The organism is Paenibacillus sp. NPDC093718, assembly GCF_050279985.1.
Taxonomy (GTDB): Bacteria; Bacillota; Bacilli; order Paenibacillales; family Paenibacillaceae; genus Paenibacillus_AQ.
The window spans coordinates 46267-64356 of the sequence record NZ_JBNNUS010000009.1 but is presented as its reverse complement, the minus strand read 5'-3'; the positions used below and the strand labels follow the sequence as shown (position 1 = coordinate 64356).

Genomic DNA, 18090 nt, shown 5'->3' with positions numbered 1-18090 from the left:
GCATGCGCCGCGCGGTTTCGTTATTTTTGAATGGCATGCAGCCGTCTAGACTCGCAGCGGTATTGGCGGTATGGTGCCTATGTCTTTTGTATGTATTATTTCAGGGGGGCAAAACCTCGCTCATGCTATTCTCCATGGTCAGCCTTCTGACGATCTATTTGATCGGTGCTGGCTTTGGGGGAGTCAATCGGGTGAAAGCCCAGCGAAGGGTGCTGGGAGGATCTGAGCATGGAGGTGAGCATCTTCATGCCGGTGAACAGGTCCGCGTGAAGCTGGAGGTCCATGTTCCTGGATTGCTGCCGATGCCCTATATGATCGTGCGTGAAGTATTGCAAAGGCATAACGGCGACTCCTGGTCTTTTGAAGATAGCGTCATTCCGAACCTTCGCGGTGCGGGCAAGCTTGTATTTCAGACCCCTCCGCTTGAACGAGGGCGGTACGCTTTTTCAAAGACAGAATGCATTAGCGAGGATATTTTCGGATTAATGGAGCACAAGGGACGCATTGAGGTTCAAACCGATTTCCGCGTTCTGCCGAGAACCATATATATTCCCAAATGGCAGCGAAACATACGGAATTCGAGATTGGGCGGTACACATACCACAGTTTCGGCTTCAAGACGGGAAACTACGCAGATCAACGGAGTCCGCGATTATGTGTACGGCGATCGGATCTCCCGGATACACTGGAATGCAACGGCGAAGACCGGCTCGTGGAAGTCGAAGGAATTTGAGCATGAATCCTTTCCCAGAACGATGATCGTGCTGGACTGTACCGCGGACGGATATGATCATGCCCAGCAGTTCGAGCTGGCCGTATCGGCAGCTGCGTCGCTGATCGAATATGGTGCCAAGGAGCATGCGGGTACAGGCTTGTTTACGGCTACCCGAGAAGCTCAGATGTTCGCTCCCGCCGATCACGCTGGAGAGCGGATGCGCATGATTCAGCATTTGGTTGACGTGGATTATGACCGTAACACCAAATTGATTGCTTCCCTGGAGAAATCCTATCGCCATTTTCCAAAAGGGGCCCTGTTCCTGCTCATCAGCCCGATGACCGGCAAGGACGCTTCAGAGATCATGCGCTGGGTTGAAACCCGGGGAATGAACCCATGCTTCTTGCAAATAACCAATTCCAATGAAACGAAAAAACGCGATGATTCCATTTCGCTTCTGCAATCCCGGGGGATTTCCAGCTATTCGGTTTCTTCCCTTGACGAGCTTCCGGCTGCGCTGGGAGGTGGTGCATGATGAAGTTGTGGCTGGACAAACTATCTACTACCTTCTTCAGTACTTTAACGATGCTATGGATCTGGATCATCGGGATGCAGTGGGTATCCTTTACGGAGACGATATGGCTCTCGGAAACAACTGCCATCGTTATTGCAGCATTAACCATTACGGCGGTTACCGAAGCGCTGCTTCCGATCAAGCAAGGTTACCGGGTGCTTATCCAGTTTATTTTGATCTTGTATTGTGTATACAGTTTGCTGAAAACTCACGGTAATCCGGTTCCTGTCCTTGGCGCTGAAGGCGATCTGACCGAGGAACTCATGTATCTTTTTCCATATTTGTGGTTTGCTATCGCCGCTTGGGCAGCTTTTCTGTTCCTTGCGCGGTGGGCCAAAACCAAGGGGCGCGTGCTTTTTGTAGTCGGGATCAACGTCATCGGTTTTGCCGTGCTGGATTCCTTTACGAAAATCGTGCTGTGGGATGAAATCGCTTGGGTTGTCGGAGCGGGTATGGGCTGGCTCGTATCCAGCCATTTTAACCGGTTCCGCAGACGCTTTCCGCAGGGATGGGTCAATCTATCGAAGTACCCGTTCAAGATTGTTGCCAACATCCTGGTCATCTTCTCTTTGATCATTGTAGCCGGTGTGAATATGCCGCACGTGAAGCCCACGTTAACCGATCCTTACACGGCGTGGCGGGAGTGGAACGGGGTGCCGTTATCCGGCGGCAGCACAACCGGTACCGGAACCCTTATCGAGTCACCGTCTGAAAGCATGTCCGGATATGGACGGGAGGACAACGACCTTGGCGGCGGTTTTAACTTTGACTATTCACCGGTGATGTCGATTACCTCGGATGAACGCAGCTATTGGCGAGGGGAAACCAGAGCCGTATACTCGGGAACGGGTTGGGCGGACGGAGCCAGCAGCCGGCGTTCCGGCACGGGCGTGGACATCGGGGAGGAATTGCCGGGGGAAGCCAGCGGATCCGTACCTACCAAAACATTGGAGCAATCAGTAACGATGCTGAGTGATACGGTGTATCCGGTATTGTTCGGCGCCTACTCCGTTCGTCAGCTGGAGAGCCTGGATGAGGATATCGATTCGGATCGGCTTAGCTGGGTGACCGAAGGCGCGGAGATGCATCTGGACGACGCTCGTAATGCGGACTACCCTAAGAGTTATACCTTAACGTCTGAAGTGCCGGTGATTCCAATCGATGAGCTGAGCACCAGAACTTATGATGAACTGTATTCCGGCTCGATTGACGATGCGTATATCCAGATGCCGAGAAACTTCCCTGACCGCGTGTCCGATCTGGCCGAAGAAATTACCGCGGGCGGAGATACGCCGTATGAGAAGGTCATGCTCCTGCAACAATATTTAACGAGCAATTTCACCTATACCAACACGCCGGATCTTACGCGCAAGAAGAGCGATGATTTTGTGGATGCGTTTCTGTTTGAAATCCAGGAAGGGTATTGCGATTATTTCTCGACCTCCCTGGTGATGATGACACGGTCGCTGGATATTCCTGCACGCTGGGTCAAAGGCTACGCGCCGGGAAGAATGGCGGCTTCGGAGTACGCTCCGGCCGAGGGTCAAACCTCAATTGAGCCCGGAAACTATACCGTTACGAATGCCGACGCTCATTCCTGGGTTGAAGTGTACTTCGGCGAGTACGGCTGGGTTCCGATTGAAGCGACACCGGGCTTTAGCATGCCGATTCTGACGGCTGACACAGACGCTGAGCCTGTCATTGAGGAAGAAGTTGAAGAAGAAGAAGAGGCAGAGGACAAGGCTGCGCCAGCCGCGACCTCGGATCATCAGCAGCCCGGCTGGGTTAAAGTTGTTGTAACGGCCGCAGTGGTTGTTATCGTATTATGGATTCTGTACATCGTATGGCGAATGCGCATCAGCCTGCGTTTTGCCGGAGCGCGTATTCGGGCAGGCAAGCCGCTGACAGCCGCGGATAAAGTCATTGCCGAAACCGAACGATGGATTCGTTCCGTACAGCGCAGAGGCTTGGTAAGGCAGGAGCATGAAACCCTCCGTGAATCGGTAGGCCGCTGGGTAAGTGCACATCCTGAGCTGGGAGCGGAGCTGAGACCGCTGCTGCAGCAATTTGAAGCCGCCCGGTACAGCCCGGCTGAAGTGAAGGAAGAGCAATGGCGCTCCGTCCAACAGGATGCCCAAAAGCTGAAGAAGTCCATTAAGAAGGTTCGCATTGTATCCGAGAAACGTTTATCTACCTAATCCAAGAAGACAGACCGCGTGATGGTGGTTGTTCTTGCGTGTATCAGGATAACTCGGTATGAAACGTTCTGATATCGATGATTTCAAGACCGCCCGGTCCGCTTCCAAACAGCCGCCGGGTGGTCTTTTGCCGGTAAAGGCAGCAACGCGGTATATGGGAAGAAAAAGGCTCGTGATTATTTTTACTAAGGAACCGGAATATGGTATAGTTTTTCGTATGAAATTGAGGTGACGAACTTGTTTGAAATGTTAATCCCAAAGCTCCGTGTCAATACGGTTTTTGATATTAACCTTGAGGAATTATATGAGCAGGGGTATCGCGGAATCATTACGGATTTGGACAATACCCTTGTAGGGGCCAAGGCACCGCTTGCGACACCGGAACTGGTCGTTTGGTTCAAAAGGGTGAAGGAGATCGGTTTTCAGCTCATCATTGTCTCGAATAACCAGCTCGAACGCGTGTCTAAATTTGCGACGCCGCTGGATATCCAGTATGTGCATGAAGCCCGTAAACCAAGTAATACCCCGTTCCGCAAAGCGATGAAGATGATGGACCTCACGCCGGAGAAAACGGTTGTGGTCGGCGACCAGATGCTGACCGATGTTTATGGGGGGAATCGGCTGGGTCTGTATACGGTGCTGGTTATGCCCATCGCCATCAACGATGAGGGATGGTTTACGCGCCTGGTCAATCGCCGGGTGGAGCGGATCGCATTGACCCGTTTGCGCAAGAAAGGATTATGGATGGAGGAGGAACCGAAATCATGACGTTGCCTACTGGCGGAGAAGACATCAAGAAGTGCAGCGGCTGCGGCATACCGCTTCAGAGTACAGCACAGGACAAGCCGGGCTATTTGCCCGAGAAGGCCTGGAACCGCGACCCGGTTATTTGCCAGCGCTGTTTCCGGATTAAGAATTATAATGAAGCCTCCTCGGTTGCCGTAGACCAGGATGAGTTTTTACGGCTGCTGGGACAGATCGGCGGCAAGAATGCGCTTGTTATTCATATCGTGGACCTCTTCGATTTTGAAGGGAGCCTTATTTCGGGGCTGCAGCGGTTTGTTGGCAACAATCCGGTTATTCTGGCCGTTAACAAGACCGATCTTCTGCCGAAGGTCACCAATTGGAACAAGGTACTCAATTGGGTACAGAAGCAGTGCAAGGAGCATGGCCTGAGAACGGAAGACATCGTGCTTTGCAGCGCGAAGAAGAATCAAGGCTTTGAGCGGCTGCTGGAGACGGTTGCGCATTATCGAGGAGACCGGGACGTCTACGTGGTTGGCGCCACGAATGTGGGTAAATCCAGCTTGATCAATCGTCTGATCCGCGACTACAGCGATCTGGATCAGGAGCTGACCGTTTCCCGTTATCCGGGAACGACGCTGGATATGGTCAATATTCCGCTGGATGACGGCCGTTATATTATAGATACGCCGGGCATCGTATACCCATGGCGCTACAGCGAGCTTGTGAGCCGTGAGGATCTGGGGACGGTCATGCCGGAGAATCCGCTGAAGCCGATGGTATATCAGTTGAACGAAGGGCAGACTCTGTTCTTCGGAGGTTTTGGCCGTTTTGATTTTCTGCAAGGCGAGCACCAATCCTTTACTTGCTTTATCAGCGGCAGATTAGGGATTCATCGGACCAAGCTGGAGCGGGCGGATTCGTTATTTGCCGAACATGCCGGAGAGCTGCTTTCACCGCCGACCAAGGAACGGCTTGAAGAACTGCCGGAATGGACAAGGCATGAAATCCGTATTCCTAAGGGAACCCGCCAAGATGTCTTTATCTCGGGGCTCGGCTGGATCAAGATCAATGGTGAACAAGGTGTGCTTGTGGCCGTTCATGTACCTAAAGGAATCAAAGTTCTGTCGCGCTCATCCTTGATATAAGAGATACAATCGTTTTGGTACAGCCCGGTTTATCATGGAGAGATAGGGGAGAAATGAAAGTGAATCCAATGATCGAGCGTGATTATTTGCTCCTTGGCGTAATGGGGGACCCTATCGGTCACTCCAAATCACCGGCTATGCATCATGCGGCGATTACCGCCCTGGGATTGTCAGGGGCCTATGTGCCCCTTCATATACGTCCGGAGGGGCTTCGTGACGCTATCCAGGCTGTCAAAGCCCTGGGATTCCGCGGAGTGAATGTAACGATCCCGCACAAGGTGGAGGTAATGGAGTATCTGGATGTCGTCGATGAAGGGGCGCGGCGCATCGGTGCCGTAAATACCATCGTCAACGACAATGGCAAATTGACGGGTTATAATACGGACGGCATCGGATATGTTCGCTCATTAAAGGATGAAGCCTGTCCCAATCTTAAGGGGAAACGCATCGTTGTTTTCGGCGCCGGCGGAGCGGCCAGGGGAATTATCTACGCCCTTACCGGGGAAGAGCCTGAGAAGATTTCCATTGTGAATCGGACATCCGACAAAGCGCTGGCATTGGCCGAGGAGTTGAGCTCGCTTGCCGACTTGAGGGGATACGGAGAGGATCATGCCAGAGAAGCATTGTCGGATGCCGATGTCTTGATCAACACTACCTCGGTGGGTATGTTTCCCCGGGTTTCCGAGCTTCCCGTTCCAGCGGAGTATATACCGGAAGGGATCGTTGTCAGCGATCTGATCTATAATCCGTTGAAGACCGAGCTGTTGCGGCAAAGCGAGCTTCGGCAATGCACGGTGCATGGCGGTCTCGGGATGTTCATCAACCAGGGGGCGTATGCATTTGAGTATTGGACAGGTTTGAAGGCGCCCGTACGGGCGATGAAAGAAGCGGTTCTGACCAGCTTCCGCTCCGAGGTTTAATCTCGTGTTTATTGATTAATGCTTATGCAAAAGCTACAATAAAGCTTTCGACAAGCAGCAAAGCTTTAATAATTGAATATTTAAGGAGTAATGACCAAGCATGTTAACAGGAAAGCAAAAACGACATTTACGTTCGCTTGCGCATCATCTGGATCCGCTGTTCCAGGTAGGCAAGGGAGGAAGCAATGAGCATCTGATCCGGCATATTTCCGAGGCCATTGAGAAGCGGGAGCTCATGAAAGTATCCGTGCTCAACAACTGTCTCGAAGATCCCCGCGAAATCGCCAAGGAGCTTGCTGAAGGTGCCGGGGCCGAGCTGGTACAGGTTATCGGCAAGACGATCGTGCTTTATAAAGAATCAAAAGACCACAAAACCATCGAACTGCCGTAAGGGAGTCTTGATGGCTTTAGCTTAGCGAATATAGAATAACTCTCTTATTAGGGGAGGTGAACCCGGATGAAGATAGGGATAATGGGCGGAACCTTCGATCCCATTCATATCGGGCATATGCTCGCAGCCGAATCAGCTCGGGACGCTTACGGTCTGGAAGAGGTATGGTTTATGCCCAGCCACATTCCCCCGCACAAGGAAGATGCCGGCGTAACCGGCCTGATGAGGCTGGAGATGACCGCTGAGGCTGTAGCCGACCATCCATCTTTTCGTACATTGGATTGGGAAGTGAAACGCGGCGGCGTATCCTATACGGTAGACACGGTCAGAGAGCTGAGGGACACGTATCCCGAGCATGAATTCTCGTTCATTATCGGGGCGGATATGGTAGCGTATCTTCCCAAGTGGAACCGGATCGGGGAGCTGGCGGAAATGCTCACTTTTATTGGGCTTAACCGTCCCGGAACCAAGCTATCGGTGGATGATCTGCCTGATTTCCTGCAAAAGGTGGTAGTGACAGCGGAGATGCCGCTGATCGAAATATCCTCCACCATGATTCGGAGCAGAGCCGCATCAGGCTTGTCCATCCGTTATATGGTGCCGGACCGTGTATACGATTATATTGTTAGGAGCGGTATTTATGGAGTACAGCCGTGATGAACTCATTCAAGCGGTATCTTCCCAGATGCCGGCCAAGCGCTGGGAGCATACAAAAGGCGTAATGGAAACCGCGGTCATCCTTGCCAATAGGTTCGGGGCCGATCCGGTCAAGGCAGAATTAGCCGCCATCCTGCACGATGTGGCCAAATATTGGCCCGTGCAAAAGCTTCATCAAATGATGGTGGAGCATGCCCTATCCGAAGAGCTCCTCCATTACGACAAGCAGCTTTGGCATGCTGAGGTAGGCGCGTTCGTAGCGGAGAACGAATATCGCGTAACGGATACCGAGGTGCTTGACGCCATCCGTTATCATACATCGGGGCGCGTCGGCATGACGCAGCTCGATAAGGTGGTCTGCCTTGCGGATTATATGGAACCGGGACGGGATTTCCCCGGCGTGAATAATATTCGCGAACTGGCCAACCATAGCCTTGAAGAGGCCCTTGCAGCCGGTTTTGATTCGACGATCGGACATCTGCTTTCGCGCAGACAAATCATTTTTCCGTTGACGGTACTAGCCCGAAACGATCTAATTAAGCAATTGGAGGCGAATTCATGACGTTGAACCCGAATGAATTGTTAAATGTGGCAGTGAATGCCGCTGAAGATAAAAAAGCGATGGATATCGTGGTCCTGGATCTTAGAGGAATTTCCCTGATCGCAGACTATTTTGTCATTTGCCACGGTAACTCGGATACTCAGGTGCAGGCGATCGCAACTGAAATCCGTAAACAGGCTCATGATGCAGGAGTAGCTTTGCGCGGACTGGAGGGAATGGATGCAGCCCGCTGGGTGCTGATGGACCTCGGAGACGTGATCGTTCATATCTTCCATCGCGATGAGCGGGAATATTACAACATCGAGCGATTGTGGTCCGATGCTAAAGTGGTGGAGAACGTATGAGTCTGATTGCCGGCACATTAACGAAACTCGTCGTTTCCAGAGAAGTGTCCCCTTACGGTTTTTTTCTGGATGGCGGAGATCGGGATGTGCTTCTTCACTATTCGGAGCTCACGGGTAAAATCGAGCCGGGGGATACGGTAGAGGTCTTTATATTCTTCGATACGGAAGACCGCCTGGCCGCAACGATGAAGAAGCCTTACCTTACGTTAGGCGAAACCGCTAAGCTTGAGGTGGCGGACGTACATCCGCGCTTGGGATGTTTCCTCGAGATGGGGCTTGGCAGGCAGCTTCTGCTTCCGATCCGGGAATTGCCGGAGATGCGGGAGCTTCATCCACAAGTGGGAGATCATGTGTTTGTCATCATGGAGCATGATAAGCAAGGACGGCTCCGCGCGAAACTCGCCGGAGAACAAGAGCTTGCTCCGCTTGCGTTCCATGCGCCTGAATCGTGGAAAGGCCAATGGTTCACTGCCCTGGTGTACAAACCGCTCCAGATGGGCACGTTTGTTATTATCGATGGCGGTGTGATCGGTTTCGGCGCCATTGGCATGATCCACTCCTCCGAACGGACGCGTATGCTGCGGCTTGGCGAAGAGGTGAAGGTCCGGGTAAGCCATATCCGGGAAGATGGCAGGGCTAACCTGTCGATGGTACCTCAAAAAGAGATTGGCCGGACGGATGATGCAGACCGACTGCTCGCTTTTCTGAAGGAGCGACCGGGCCATGCGATGCCGTATTCGGATGAAACGCCCCCCGACATTATCAAGCAGCGGTTCGGCATTAGCAAATCCGCCTTTAAACGCGCCCTTGGCAAGCTGATGAAGGACGGTTTGGTTACCCAAAAGGACAGCTGGACGTATATGGTCAATAAAGAGGAGAACTCCGGTTCAAACGAATAACCCGGCAAGGTAGGGGAAGCTTCTAAGGAAAGTGGTGTCATCATGTTGTCTTACCGCAAGTTTGCTTACGTATATGATCAACTCATGGAAGACATGCCGTACCCGGACTGGATTCGCTTTGCGAGAACGGCCTGGGATAAGCACGGAATGCCAAAAAGCGTCGTTGAGCTCGGATGCGGGACAGGCAGCATCACCATTCCGCTCGTAAACTCCGGTTTCGAGGTAACAGGAATAGACCTGTCGGCAGATATGCTCTCCGTTGCCAGACGCAAGCTGGAGGGTACACCCCAGGGGCATCGATTGTTCCGGGAAGGCAGCGTCCGCTGGGTACAACAGGACATGCGATCGTGGGAGCTGCCCGAGCAGGTGGATTCCGTCATTTCATTTTGTGATTGTGTGAACTACCTGCTGGAGGAAAAGGACATCCGTTCCGCTTTTACAAGGACCTACAACGGCCTCAAGGAAGGCGGCACGTTCCTGTTTGATGTGCATCACCCGAACACGCTCCTACGATATGACGCAGATCAGCCATTTGTGCTGGACGAAAGGGAAGTGTCCTATATTTGGACATGCGACATGGATGAACGCCGGATGGAGATAGAGCATCATCTTTCCATCTTTGCAAGGGATGACCAGGATCCCACGGTCTACCGCCGCTTTGAGGAAACGCATGTGCAGCGGGGATATGACCCCGAATGGATGAAGGTCGAGCTGGTTAAGGCCGGATTCCGGGATGTGAAATGTTATGCCGATTTTGAGTGGGTGGAAGCGGGTCAGGATGCATCCCGGCTGTTCTACGTTGCTGTAAAATAAACAAATATCCTTTTACGAGAAGCACTTTCATTTGTCGGTAGCGACGAGAGAAAGTGCTTTTTTATCGTCGAGCATGGATTCATTATATTCAAAGACACTTCTTTTCTGCTTTATTTGACTGTGGTTAAGGTTCGTTAGAAGGGATATGGGTTTGCTTCGGAGACTGTGCTACGATGAGGAATAGATAAGATGAACAGAAATGAGAGCGCTATCTCAAGAGATGACTCTAGGAACCCGGTACGCTCTGTATGACCGTATTTGAGTTCAACGATGGTCAAATGATGCATAAACTAATCTATTGGGACGAGAAAGGATGAATGAGCATGAAACTGTCCGTATTCACAGTCGCAACTCCTGACTTACAGCCTGAGGAGTTGGCAAAAGCCGCGGCGGATGCCGGTATTGAAGGAATCGAATGGCGCTTCAAGGAGATTCCGGAAGAAGCTGCAGGGGAGAAGCCCTCGTTCTGGCGGCATAACCGCTGCTCCATGGATCCGAATGGCACGCAGGAGGATTGGCTCAAGTTTCAGCAAGCGGCCGACAAGCATGGCAGGCGCAGTCTTGCGGTCGTTCCTTATCTGACATGCGGCGACGTAGAAGCGACGGAGAAGGTCATGCAAGCAGCCAAGCTGATCGGAGCTTCATTCATTCGCGCGGGTATCCCGGGATACGACCGGAAGCGCAATTATAATGAGCTGTACGACCAGGCGGTTCGTTATCTCCATGAGGTGCAGGATCTCGCAGCGGCTTACGGTGTCAAAGCCGTGGTGGAAACGCACCATCTTACGATCGCCCCGAGCGCCGGACTGACGCACCGGCTTGTATCCCACTTTAATCCACAGCATATCGGCGTGCTGTATGATCCGGGCAACATGGTCCATGAAGGTTACGAGAACTACCGGATGGGCTTGGAGCTTCTTGGTCCTTATCTGGCTCATGTCCATGTAAAAAACGGGGGGTATCGCAAAACGCCTGCCGAGGATGGTACCTCTGCGGCGTGGTCCGGGGAATGGGTTCCGCTTGACCAGGGGGCTGTGCCATGGAAGCAGGTCATACAGGATCTGCAATCGGTTGGTTACGAAGGTTACTACGGAATCGAAGATTTTAGCGGAACGTTTGAGTCCAGGGAAATGCTTCTTCGTTTTGCCGAGCAGATGAAGCTGTGGTCAGAGCAGAAACAAAACGCGTAGGTCACTTTTTGAAGGAGGCTATAGACATGGATCAGGTAAGAGTAGGGGTTATTGGACTGGGGATGGGGTTTTCGCATGCCAGAACGCTGGCGTCCGGGCGGATCAAGGGCGCGCGGCTTAGCGCGATATGCGATCTGAATCCTGCCAAACAGGAAGAAGCGAGGGAAACGCTGCCTTCGGACGTGAAAATTTGGAGTGATACGGGCGCTATGATCTCATCGGGGGAGATTGATGCAGTCATTATTGCAACGCCCCATTATGCTCACCCTCAAGTGGCGATCGAGTGCCTAAATCATGGACTCCATGTCCTGATCGAGAAACCGGCAGGCGTTTACACGAAGCAAGTGCGGGAAATGAACCGCGCGGCTGAAGCCAGCGGCAAAGTGTTCTCCATTATGTATAACCAACGCTGCAATCCGCTGTACAAGAAGCTGAAAGAGCTTATAGCAGACGGTGAACTCGGGGAGATCCGGCGGATGAACTGGATCATAACGAATTGGTACCGGTCCCAGAGCTATTATGATTCAGGCGGATGGCGAGCTACCTGGGCTGGAGAAGGCGGAGGGGTGCTGATTAACCAGTCCCCGCATCAGCTGGACCTCTGGCAGTGGACGACCGGCATGATGCCAAAGAGAATTCGTGCATTTTGCGCCTTCGGCAAGTACCGGAACATCGAAGTCGAAGATGACGTGACGGCTTATGCGGAATACGAGAATGGTGCTACGGCCGTGTTTATTACGACAACGGGTGAAGCGCCGGGCACTAACCGATATGAAGTGACGGGGGACCGCGGAAAAATCGTCATCGAGGACGGCAAGCTTACCTTCTGGCGCCTCCGTGTGCCGGAGCCGGAATTCAATCGGCAGTATACCGGGGGCTTCGGCGAACCGGAGTGCTGGAAATGCGAGGTCCCGATCTGGGGGGATAATCCGCAGCATAGCGGCATTATCCAGAACTTTGCGGATGCCATTTTGCACGGAACGCCATTGATTGCCCCGGGTGAAGAGGGAATCCATGGATTGACGCTGTCCAATGCCATGCATCTGTCCACCTGGACCGACAATTGGGTTGATCTCCCTCTTAACGAGGACCAGTATTACGAAATGCTGCAGGAACGGATCACACAATCTTCCGCTCAGAAAACGGTCAAGGAGATCGGGCCGGTGGATATGAGCAAGACGTTTGGATCCTACTAAATTACAATCAGGAGGCACGTGGTATGGACCGCAGTAATGGAATGCTCTATGCACCGGTGGGCAAGGCCCAGCCGGTGTGCAAGCCCGGAGAGTTTATTTTTGCCGCTATGTCGCTGGAGCATGGACATATATACGGTATGTGTAACGGATTGATCGAGGCCGGGGCGACGCTGAAGTGGGTGTATGACCCAGATCCCGCGAAGGTTGCGGCTTTTTGCAAGGCTTATCCAAATGTAACCGTCGCCTCGTCCGAGTCACAGGTGCTTCAGGATGCGGAAGTGCGTCTGGTAGCGGCTGCCGCCATTCCTTCGGAACGATGCGAGCTTGGCCTGAAGGTCATGTCGCACGGCAAGGATTACTTTACGGATAAGACGCCTTTCACGACGCTGGAGCAGGTGAACGCTGCTCGCGCGAAATCCGAGGAGACAGGCAAGAAGTACATGGTCTATTACAGTGAACGGCTGCATGTGGAGAGTGCCGTCCATGCCGGGAAGCTGATCCAGGACGGGGCAATCGGGCGAGTGGTGCAAGTGATGGGAACAGGGCCGCACCGTTTAAATGCGCCTTCCCGTCCGGACTGGTTTTTCCGTCATCAACAGTACGGGGGCATTCTGTGTGACATCGGCTCCCACCAGATTGAACAATTTTTGTTTTTTGCGGGCTGCCGTGATGCCAAGGTGCTCAGCAGCAAGGTAGGGAATTATGCGAATCCGGATTACCCGGAGCTGGAGGATTTCGGAGATGCAACGCTAGTGGGGGACAACGGGGCCACGAATTATTTCCGAGTCGACTGGCTGACACCCGGGGGCCTTGGCACCTGGGGAGACGGAAGAACCTTTATTCTGGGGACGGAAGGATACATCGAGCTTCGCAAATACATCGATATCGCAAGGAATCCGCAGGGCGATCATCTGTACCTCGTTAATGGCGAGGGAGAGTTTCATATGGAGCTTCGAGGCAAGGTAGGCTACCCATTCTTCGGAGAGCTTATCCTGGATTGTCTGGAACGCACGGAGCACGCCATGTCCCAGGAGCATGCTTTCAAAGCCGGAGAATTGTGCGTCATCGCCCAAAATGAGGCCGTGCGCATTCCATAAAATCATTTATAATAGAGAAAACCCCGTTATGTTGAGGGTTATATAACTCCAAAATCGCTAAAGGGGCGATTCTCTAGATGACCTCATCTGCCGATATGATGCCAGGCTTTGACCGTATGCAGCTGCAAGCGCCGTTCGATCTGACCTATTACAATGAACAGCCGCTGTCGGGAGGGCAGTTTCACTCGCATGCTTTTTATGAAATTTATTATTTCCATGAAGGACGCTGCACGTATTTGATCGGCGATTCCGTTTTCACTCTGAAATCGGGGGATCTGCTCCTGATGAATGGGCTTACGCTCCATTGTCCGAATGTTGAGCCCGATTCCAGATACGTCAGAAGCATTCTGCATTTCGATCCGGCCTGGATCTGCAAAGGGCTTTCGGAGACGGCCAAATCGATATTGCTGGATCCCTTCGAATCGCTGCGAAATCATCGCATGACACTGACAGGGGCCAATCGGGACGAATTCGAAGGCATGCTGGCCGATATACATCGCCTCTCGGAATCCACGGCCGGTTTTCGCCAGGAACGGATGACCTTGCGTATTCAGGAGATGATGTACGTCATCGCGGACTGGTGCCAGGACGCTGTGCAGGATCAGGACTCCATCTCCGAGAAAGAACGGCATGTCCAGCATGTCGTATCGTTCGTCGAGGAACATTATATGCAGGATCTGACGCTGGAGCGAATTGCCCGCGAAATGCATATTACGAAACACTATTTATCCTCCTTATTTAAGGAGGTTACCGGAACGACGGTGTTTAAATATCTGTATCACCGGCGGATTAACCAAGCTAAAATTTTGCTCAGGCTCCACCCTCAACTCAGCATCACGGAGATCAGCCAGGCGGCAGGTTTCAAGCATTTGGCTCATTTCAGCCGGATGTTCAAAGCCATGGTCGGGACGACGCCGGAATATTATCGCAGAAGCGGGGAAGAGCTTTCGTTGACTTGATCGGACTTTTTGGGTATAATAGCCACATTAAAACGGTAATATGAACGCGATGATGAGGATCAATCGTTCCACTTTCGATCATGCAGAGAGCCGGTGTCTGGTGAAAACCGGTTGACGATAGGAATGAACTCGCCTCGGAGCAATGGTGTTAACCCGGCCGCTGTATTTCGGCAGATTCGGCCGCTGAAGCATCGTCGTCTCATCCGCGATAAGGATGCAAAGGGAGTGAAAGGCAAAGCATGCCTTTGGCTAACTAGGGTGGTACCACGGGAATCAAACCTCTCGTCCCTAGCGATCAGCGCTATGGATGATGAGGTTTTTTTGTTTTTTGGGCAACGGCACTGGCCTTGCCTCTTGACTGTGAAGGAGGAGCAATGGAGTATGACGGACAATCAACCAACCGGCCACGGCTATCAGCCTCAGGCCATCGAACTGAAGTGGCAGCAATACTGGGATGAGAACAAAACCTTTAAAACGGAAGATTCATCATCCAAACCGAAATTTTATGCGCTGGATATGTTTCCGTATCCATCAGGAGCAGGCCTGCACGTAGGGCATCCGGAGGGGTACACGGCGACTGACATCGTGTCCCGTTACAAGCGGATGCGCGGATACAACGTGCTTCATCCTATGGGCTGGGATGCCTTCGGTCTGCCAGCCGAGCAGTATGCAATGGACACAGGCAAACATCCTCGCGAGTTTACCGTGCAGAATATCGATACGTTCCGCCGCCAGATCAAATCTCTCGGATTCTCGTATGACTGGGACCGCGAGATCAGCACAACCGATCCGGAATATTATAAATGGACCCAGTGGATCTTTATCCAGCTCTATAAGCGCGGCCTTGCCTATGTGGCTGAAGTGCCGGTGAACTGGTGCGAAGCGCTCGGTACCGTGCTTGCGAACGAAGAGGTCATCGACGGCAAGAGCGAACGCGGGGGTCATCCGGTCGTACGTAAACCGATGCGCCAATGGATTCTGCGCATTACCGAATACGCGGATCGTCTCCTTGAAGATCTGGATGAACTGGACTGGAGCGAAAGCCTGAAGGATATGCAGCGCAACTGGATCGGCAAATCCACAGGCGCTGAGGTTCGGTTTGACATCGAAGGTTACGATGGTCATCTGGAGGTGTTCACAACCCGTCCGGATACGCTGTTCGGGGCAACCTACTGCGTTCTGGCGCCGGAGCATGACCTCGTTGATAAGATTACGTCAGCCGATCAGCGTGAAGCCGTCAAGGCTTATCAAGATCAAGCAGCTCGTAAAAGCGACTTGGAGCGGACGGATTTGGCCAAGGATAAAACCGGTGTGTTCACGGGTGCTTACGCCATTAATCCGGTAAACGGCGCTAAAGTGCCGATCTGGATCGCGGATTATGTGCTTGCCGGCTATGGAACGGGTGCCATTATGGCGGTTCCGGGTCATGACAGCCGTGACTGGGAGTTTGCGAAGCAATTCGGTCTTCCGATTATTGAAGTCGTTCAGGGTGGAAATATCGAGGAGGAAGCATACAGCGGCAGTGGCGCGCATGTGAATTCCGGCTTCCTGAACGGGTTGGACAATGAAGCGGCTATTCAGGCGATGAATGAATGGCTGGAGAAAGAGGGCAAGGGCAAGAAGAAGGTAACTTACCGTCTGCGCGACTGGCTGTTCAGCCGTCAACGCTACTGGGGTGAGCCGATTCCGATTCTGCATCTGGAAGACGGAACGATGAAGACCGTGCCTGAGGATCAGCTTCCATTGCTCCTGCCGGATGTGGATCAGATTAAACCGTCCGGTACCGGCGAATCACCGCTGGCTAATGTTACGGAATGGGTGGAAACGATTGATCCCGAAACCGGCATGAAAGCCCGGCGCGAGACGAATACGATGCCGCAATGGGCCGGCAGCTGCTGGTATTACCTGCGTTATATCGATCCACGCAATAATGATGAATTGTGCTCCAAGGAGAAGCAGAAGGAATGGCTGCCGGTTGACCTGTACATCGGTGGTGTGGAGCATGCGGTGCTTCATTTGCTGTATGCACGCTTCTGGCACAAAGTATTGTATGACCTGGGCGTTGTCGATACGAAGGAGCCTTTCCAGAAGCTGGTCAATCAGGGTATGATCCTGGGCAACAATAATGAAAAAATGAGTAAATCCCGCGGCAATGTCATCAATCCGGATGATATTGTTAACGAATACGGAGCCGACACGCTGCGCGTGTACGAGATGTTCATGGGGCCGCTGGAAGCGACCAAGCCATGGAACACCAACGGCGTGGAAGGAACGCATCGTTTCCTCTCCCGCGTATGGCGCCTGTTTATCGGGGACGACGGTCAATTGAACCCTAAAATCGTGGAAGGCGAGGGTACGGACGAATTCAAGCGTATGCTGCACAAAACGATTAAGAAAGTGACCGAGGACTTTGAACATATGCGCTTTAACACAGCGATCAGCCAGCTGATGGTATTCATCAACGAGGGATACAAGACGGAAGAGCTTCCGCGCAAAGCGATGGAGAACTTCGTTCAGCTGCTTTCCCCGCTGGCCCCTCACCTGGCTGAAGAGCTGTGGAGCCGTTTAGGCTACACGGAGAGCGTAACCTACGTGCCATGGCCGGAGTATGACGAAGCTTGGACTGTAGAGGCCGAAGTGGAGATTGTCGTTCAAGTGAACGGCAAAATCGTAGAACGTGCCAAAATCTCGAAAGACATGGACCAAGAAGCCATGCAACAACATAGCCTCTCCCTTCCGAATGTCAAGCAGGCGCTGGAAGGAAAGAGTATTCGCAAAGTCATTGCCGTACCAGGCAAACTGGTCAATATCGTGGCCGGTTAATCGTAAAACCGAAGGCAGCATCCAGTTTTGCCAAATCCTCCTCATACTTGTCGTGTGTGGTTTGGATCAATTGGTAGAACAATCCGTTCAGGTTTGAATCCAGCAGTGCCAAAGCCTGGGCCGTGATGCCTCCGGGAACCGCAACCCGCTCTTGCAGCTGTTCGGGGGAGAAGCCCTCCTCCGTTAACAGCTTGCCGGTGCCAAGCAGCATTTCTCCGGCTAATGCATTAAGGGTTCTGCGGTCGATTCCGGTCATTTCAACGGCAGCGTCGATCCATTTTTCCATGAATAAACTTAAAAAAGCAGGCCCGCAGCTGGAGAAATCGGAAGTGATTCGCGTGTGCGATTCCAGTATCTCGAGCGGCCTGCTGATATAAGACAGGAGGCTTTCTATAAGCTGCCTGTCTTCTTCTTTTATTCGGGAACCGTACATGCATAACGATGCTCCGCCTCCGGTTAAGTTGGTGATGCTCGGTATGATTTTCGCTACCTTGCAGGGCAGCGATGATTCCAGATGGATCAGTTGGACCGGACTCGTGATGGATATCGCGATTTGCCGGGCTTCAAGCCGATCTTTGATTTCGCTGATGACAGATTTGAATTCAAGCGGCTTTATACATAGGAATAGCAGGTCGCTCTGAGAAGCCGACTCCGTGTTACAGCTGCATACCGTCAGACCGGGATGACGTTTTGCCAGCTGCATCGGCTTTTCAGGACTTCGGTTGCTGACCCGAATCTGCTCAGGCAGGAGTGCGCCCGATTGAATGAAGGCATCGATCAACAGACTACCCATGCTGCCCGTACCGATAAAACCGACCTTCATGTGTATGTTCCCTCCTTTCGCGCTTTACGGCAGAAAT

General features: G+C 52.5%; 17 protein-coding genes and 1 other annotated feature. Of the genes, 16 read left to right on the top strand and 1 reads right to left on the bottom strand.

The features are described from left to right. The first annotated feature begins 2 nt into the window (after positions 1–2). The 16 genes from ACQKPA_RS24530 to leuS all read left to right on the top strand — a co-directional run bounded on the left by ACQKPA_RS24530 (position 3) and on the right by leuS (position 17230). Complete coding sequence (locus ACQKPA_RS24530; protein WP_427495110.1) at positions 3–1250, top strand: DUF58 domain-containing protein; 1248 nt, start codon at positions 3–5, stop codon at positions 1248–1250. Continuing rightward, positions 1247–3487, top strand: a complete 2241-nt coding sequence (locus tag ACQKPA_RS24525) for a DUF4129 domain-containing transglutaminase family protein (RefSeq protein WP_427495109.1) — start codon at positions 1247–1249, stop codon at positions 3485–3487. Before ACQKPA_RS24530 ends, ACQKPA_RS24525 begins: the two co-directional genes overlap by 4 nt. A 237-nt stretch (positions 3488–3724) precedes the next feature. Continuing rightward, positions 3725–4255, top strand: coding sequence for a YqeG family HAD IIIA-type phosphatase (locus ACQKPA_RS24520; protein ID WP_427495108.1), 531 nt, complete (start codon positions 3725–3727; stop codon positions 4253–4255). After that, complete coding sequence (gene yqeH / locus ACQKPA_RS24515; protein ID WP_427495107.1) at positions 4252–5379, top strand: ribosome biogenesis GTPase YqeH; 1128 nt, start codon at positions 4252–4254, stop codon at positions 5377–5379. Before ACQKPA_RS24520 ends, yqeH begins: the two co-directional genes overlap by 4 nt. A 53-nt stretch (positions 5380–5432) precedes the next feature. Further along, positions 5433–6299: a shikimate dehydrogenase gene (locus ACQKPA_RS24510; RefSeq protein ID WP_427495106.1), complete on the top strand. Its 867-nt coding sequence runs from the start codon at positions 5433–5435 to the stop codon at positions 6297–6299. A 100-nt stretch (positions 6300–6399) separates the two neighbouring features. Next, positions 6400–6690: a ribosome assembly RNA-binding protein YhbY gene (gene yhbY, locus ACQKPA_RS24505; protein ID WP_427495105.1), complete on the top strand. Its 291-nt coding sequence runs from the start codon at positions 6400–6402 to the stop codon at positions 6688–6690. Between the two features lie 66 nt (positions 6691–6756). After that, the gene (gene nadD / locus ACQKPA_RS24500; RefSeq protein ID WP_427495104.1) at positions 6757–7347 is read left to right on the top strand and encodes a nicotinate-nucleotide adenylyltransferase; all 591 of its coding nucleotides are present in this window, start codon (positions 6757–6759) and stop codon (positions 7345–7347) included. Further along, positions 7331–7909 (top strand): bis(5'-nucleosyl)-tetraphosphatase (symmetrical) YqeK, encoded by a 579-nt coding sequence (yqeK, locus tag ACQKPA_RS24495; protein ID WP_427495103.1) that lies wholly within the window; start codon positions 7331–7333, stop codon positions 7907–7909. The genes nadD and yqeK overlap by 17 nt, the downstream gene beginning before the upstream one ends. Then, positions 7906–8253: a ribosome silencing factor gene (rsfS, locus tag ACQKPA_RS24490; protein ID WP_427495102.1), complete on the top strand. Its 348-nt coding sequence runs from the start codon at positions 7906–7908 to the stop codon at positions 8251–8253. Before yqeK ends, rsfS begins: the two co-directional genes overlap by 4 nt. Beyond that, a complete protein-coding gene (locus ACQKPA_RS24485; RefSeq protein ID WP_427495101.1) occupies positions 8250–9152 on the top strand; it encodes a CvfB family protein in 903 nt (300 codons plus the stop codon). The genes rsfS and ACQKPA_RS24485 overlap by 4 nt, the downstream gene beginning before the upstream one ends. Before the next feature lie 42 nt (positions 9153–9194). Further along, positions 9195–9965, top strand: coding sequence for a class I SAM-dependent DNA methyltransferase (locus tag ACQKPA_RS24480; protein WP_216533790.1), 771 nt, complete (start codon positions 9195–9197; stop codon positions 9963–9965). Between the two features lie 323 nt (positions 9966–10288). After that, positions 10289–11155, top strand: coding sequence for a sugar phosphate isomerase/epimerase family protein (locus tag ACQKPA_RS24475; protein ID WP_427495100.1), 867 nt, complete (start codon positions 10289–10291; stop codon positions 11153–11155). Between the two features lie 26 nt (positions 11156–11181). After that, entirely contained in the window at positions 11182–12351 is a 1170-nt protein-coding gene (locus ACQKPA_RS24470) for a Gfo/Idh/MocA family protein (protein WP_427495099.1), read from the top strand. 23 nt (positions 12352–12374) lie between these two features. Beyond that, the gene (locus tag ACQKPA_RS24465; protein ID WP_427495098.1) at positions 12375–13448 is read left to right on the top strand and encodes a Gfo/Idh/MocA family protein; all 1074 of its coding nucleotides are present in this window, start codon (positions 12375–12377) and stop codon (positions 13446–13448) included. Positions 13449–13525: 77 nt separating this feature from the next. After that, on the top strand, positions 13526–14407 hold the full coding sequence (locus ACQKPA_RS24460; protein WP_427495097.1) for an AraC family transcriptional regulator: 882 nt from the start codon (positions 13526–13528) through the stop codon (positions 14405–14407). A gap of 40 nt (positions 14408–14447) precedes the next feature. After that, positions 14448–14700: a binding site (T-box leader), on the top strand. A gap of 88 nt (positions 14701–14788) precedes the next feature. After that, complete coding sequence (leuS, locus tag ACQKPA_RS24455; RefSeq protein WP_427495096.1) at positions 14789–17230, top strand: leucine--tRNA ligase; 2442 nt, start codon at positions 14789–14791, stop codon at positions 17228–17230. Here leuS and comER read toward each other — a convergent pair. Beyond that, positions 17211–18053 carry a late competence protein ComER gene (gene comER / locus ACQKPA_RS24450; protein WP_427495095.1) on the bottom strand — a complete coding sequence of 281 codons (843 nt, stop codon included), beginning with the start codon at positions 18051–18053 and terminating at the stop codon, positions 17211–17213. The two genes, leuS and comER, sit on opposite strands and share 20 nt — an antisense overlap. Positions 18054–18090: the final 37 nt, after the last annotated feature.

Bases quoted from the DNA above. Each gene is read 5' to 3' on its own strand.
- ACQKPA_RS24530 (WP_427495110.1), top strand. From the start codon at position 3: ATGCGCCGCGCGGTTTCGTTATTTTTGAATGGCATGCAGCCGTCTAGA.
- ACQKPA_RS24525 (WP_427495109.1), top strand. From the start codon at position 1,247: ATGATGAAGTTGTGGCTGGACAAACTATCTACTACCTTCTTCAGTACT.
- yqeH (WP_427495107.1), top strand. From the start codon at position 4,252: ATGACGTTGCCTACTGGCGGAGAAGACATCAAGAAGTGCAGCGGCTGC.
- ACQKPA_RS24510 (WP_427495106.1), top strand. From the start codon at position 5,433: ATGAAAGTGAATCCAATGATCGAGCGTGATTATTTGCTCCTTGGCGTA.
- yhbY (WP_427495105.1), top strand. From the start codon at position 6,400: ATGTTAACAGGAAAGCAAAAACGACATTTACGTTCGCTTGCGCATCAT.
- nadD (WP_427495104.1), top strand. From the start codon at position 6,757: ATGAAGATAGGGATAATGGGCGGAACCTTCGATCCCATTCATATCGGG.
- yqeK (WP_427495103.1), top strand. From the start codon at position 7,331: ATGGAGTACAGCCGTGATGAACTCATTCAAGCGGTATCTTCCCAGATG.
- rsfS (WP_427495102.1), top strand. From the start codon at position 7,906: ATGACGTTGAACCCGAATGAATTGTTAAATGTGGCAGTGAATGCCGCT.
- ACQKPA_RS24485 (WP_427495101.1), top strand. From the start codon at position 8,250: ATGAGTCTGATTGCCGGCACATTAACGAAACTCGTCGTTTCCAGAGAA.
- ACQKPA_RS24480 (WP_216533790.1), top strand. From the start codon at position 9,195: ATGTTGTCTTACCGCAAGTTTGCTTACGTATATGATCAACTCATGGAA.
- ACQKPA_RS24475 (WP_427495100.1), top strand. From the start codon at position 10,289: ATGAAACTGTCCGTATTCACAGTCGCAACTCCTGACTTACAGCCTGAG.
- ACQKPA_RS24470 (WP_427495099.1), top strand. From the start codon at position 11,182: ATGGATCAGGTAAGAGTAGGGGTTATTGGACTGGGGATGGGGTTTTCG.
- ACQKPA_RS24465 (WP_427495098.1), top strand. From the start codon at position 12,375: ATGGACCGCAGTAATGGAATGCTCTATGCACCGGTGGGCAAGGCCCAG.
- ACQKPA_RS24460 (WP_427495097.1), top strand. From the start codon at position 13,526: ATGACCTCATCTGCCGATATGATGCCAGGCTTTGACCGTATGCAGCTG.
- leuS (WP_427495096.1), top strand. From the start codon at position 14,789: ATGACGGACAATCAACCAACCGGCCACGGCTATCAGCCTCAGGCCATC.
- comER (WP_427495095.1), bottom strand. From the start codon at position 18,053: ATGAAGGTCGGTTTTATCGGTACGGGCAGCATGGGTAGTCTGTTGATC.